5 protein-coding genes are annotated in these 1866 nt (G+C 41.0%); 1 reads left to right on the top strand and 4 read right to left on the bottom strand.

Annotation, left to right across the window (positions count from 1 at the left end):
* From KP703_RS15310 to KP703_RS15300, 3 genes are all read right to left on the bottom strand, one after another.
* A partial coding sequence (locus tag KP703_RS15310; protein ID WP_215755313.1) for a transposase occupies positions 1–179 on the bottom strand: 179 nt, incomplete at its 3' end.
* 65 nt (positions 180–244) lie between these two features.
* Positions 245–805 carry a hypothetical protein gene (locus KP703_RS15305; protein ID WP_215755542.1) on the bottom strand — a complete coding sequence of 187 codons (561 nt, stop codon included), beginning with the start codon at positions 803–805 and terminating at the stop codon, positions 245–247.
* Between the two features lie 13 nt (positions 806–818).
* Entirely contained in the window at positions 819–1130 is a 312-nt protein-coding gene (locus tag KP703_RS15300) for a hypothetical protein (RefSeq protein WP_215755541.1), read from the bottom strand.
* A 94-nt stretch (positions 1131–1224) separates the two neighbouring features.
* Here KP703_RS15300 and KP703_RS15295 point away from each other — a divergent pair, with 94 nt between their 5' ends.
* On the top strand, positions 1225–1665 hold the full coding sequence (locus tag KP703_RS15295) for a recombinase family protein (protein WP_215755540.1): 441 nt from the start codon (positions 1225–1227) through the stop codon (positions 1663–1665).
* On the opposite strand, the gene KP703_RS15290 is transcribed toward KP703_RS15295, so the two are convergent.
* On the bottom strand, positions 1637–1866 hold a 230-nt coding region (locus tag KP703_RS15290; RefSeq protein WP_011251443.1), incomplete at its 5' end, for a transposase. The genes KP703_RS15295 and KP703_RS15290 overlap by 29 nt on opposite strands.

The raw sequence follows: 1866 nt of genomic DNA, 5'->3' as shown, positions 1-1866 counted from the left end.
TCCAAAGCCTTCATCTGACTGATCATCGAAGCATCCATGCCGCCATATTTCGCGCGCCACCGGTAAAACGTGGCGTTGCTAATCCCATGCTCCCGGCACAGGTCAGGAACCGGGACACCGCCCTCAGCCTGGCGGATCACACCCATGATCTGGGCGTCAGTAAAGCGATCACTCTTCATCAGAATCTCCTCAATTCTTACGCTGAGAAAATTCTCATTCAAAAGTCACTCTTTTTATGGGGGGATTACCTCTCAACATTATCTCGAACTGAACCATCAGCAGATATTATCTGCATTAACGCATCCTGAGATTGTTGTATTTCCAACTCTTTCATCTGGTCTGGCGTTAATGAAGGACGATATGGACCAGGAGGAGGAGCAAGACCAAATGTGTGTAAAATTGTTCCTGCTATGAACCTCGCACATTCAGCAATGTGTGCTGAAATCCTCTCTAATTGTTCTATAGTCTCGGGAGGAATCTCGAAGTCTTTTCCTCTGATGCCTTTTTGAGCAAAAGCTCTTTGACGTTCTGACTGTTGCTTCTGAAGAGATTCTTCAAGTTGCTTTTTTTGATACTTGAATTTCTTTAATTGCTCAGTGACCTCATTGGTCGTATTGAAAATATCATGTCTAATTTTATCCATATTTAAATCATCCGATTTCAAAGTCGGATGAGGCTTATTAATTTCTTCATTAACAGAACGAAAAAAACTAGAGCTTATTATTTTAAAACGTGCTTCTAAGCTAAGCTCTCCTGTTTCGTTTGTCCTTTTGAATAAAGTGTACGGATTCTTATATTCACTCATAATAGGATTCCTTTTATCTTTTTATTTCTAAAGAGTTATTGCATTCATATCTTTTCATCCACTTAGCAAAGTCGGGACGAACATAATCGGGAAAAGTTGCATAATAGTTCTGCTCTAATTCATCCCAAACTTTCTTAAACGTCTGACCCTCATTTTTGGGAAGTACTATAGAAAAAGTAGGTGCATATCCTCCATCATCAAAAAGTACCAGCTCACATGGTTTGTTTTCATCTCCAACATTATCACCGGCACGCCACCATCCATGACTCCCCAAATAATCAGACATGATTTTCACACTATATTTTCTATCTTCAATATCTATCATAAATAATCTCCATTTTATAGTCATTTAAGACCTAATAAATATTATAGCATATAATTGTGTATAATACCCTCTACGGGCGTTGACGGAGTATTATATGAACAGATTTATTAGTTATTATCGAGTTTCTACAAAGAAGCAAAAGGAATCAGGTCTTGGGCTACAAGCTCAAAAAGATACCGTTATGAATTATGTTAATCACAAAAATGGTATCTTGTTGAAAGAATTTCGAGAAGTTGAATCTGGAAAGAAAAACGATAGGCCAATGCTAACCCAGGCAATGGAACAATGCAGATTGTATGGAGCTACATTATTAATCGCAAAATTGGACAGGCTCTCACGTGATGCAGTTTTTCTTCTGCAACTTCAAAGAGGAGATGTTCCATTCACTGCATGCGATATGCCTGATGCAAATGTCATGACAATCGGGATTATGGCTCTCTTAGCTCAACAAGAGCGTGAAATGATTAGTAGAAGAACTAAGGAAGGCTTAGAGCCCTTTTGGAAATTCACGGATGAGCGTTTCGGCGTAGCATGAGGCTTCCCATGGCGATGTGGATCATGGCCTCTGCGACGTCGATCCGCTGTTCGTAGTCCTTCACAAGGCGACGCCAGCGGATCATCCAACCGAAGGTCCGTTCCACAACCCACCGACGCGGCAGGATTTCAAACCCTTTTGCTGTCTCTGACCGCCGGATGATCTCGACTGTGAAGTCGAGAAACGTGGCCTTATCCATCA

Source organism: Acetobacter sp. P5B1, assembly GCF_018811985.1.
In the GTDB taxonomy this organism is placed as follows: Bacteria; Pseudomonadota; Alphaproteobacteria; order Acetobacterales; family Acetobacteraceae; genus Acetobacter; species Acetobacter cerevisiae.
The sequence above is the reverse complement of the archived record's forward strand: the minus strand, read 5'-3'. Positions and strand labels throughout refer to the sequence as shown.

Coding starts and splice junctions, on each gene's coding strand:
- KP703_RS15305 (WP_215755542.1), bottom strand. CDS start 805: ATGAGTGAATATAAGAATCCGTACACTTTATTCAAAAGGACAAACGAA.
- KP703_RS15300 (WP_215755541.1), bottom strand. CDS start 1,130: ATGATAGATATTGAAGATAGAAAATATAGTGTGAAAATCATGTCTGAT.
- KP703_RS15295 (WP_215755540.1), top strand. CDS start 1,225: ATGAACAGATTTATTAGTTATTATCGAGTTTCTACAAAGAAGCAAAAG.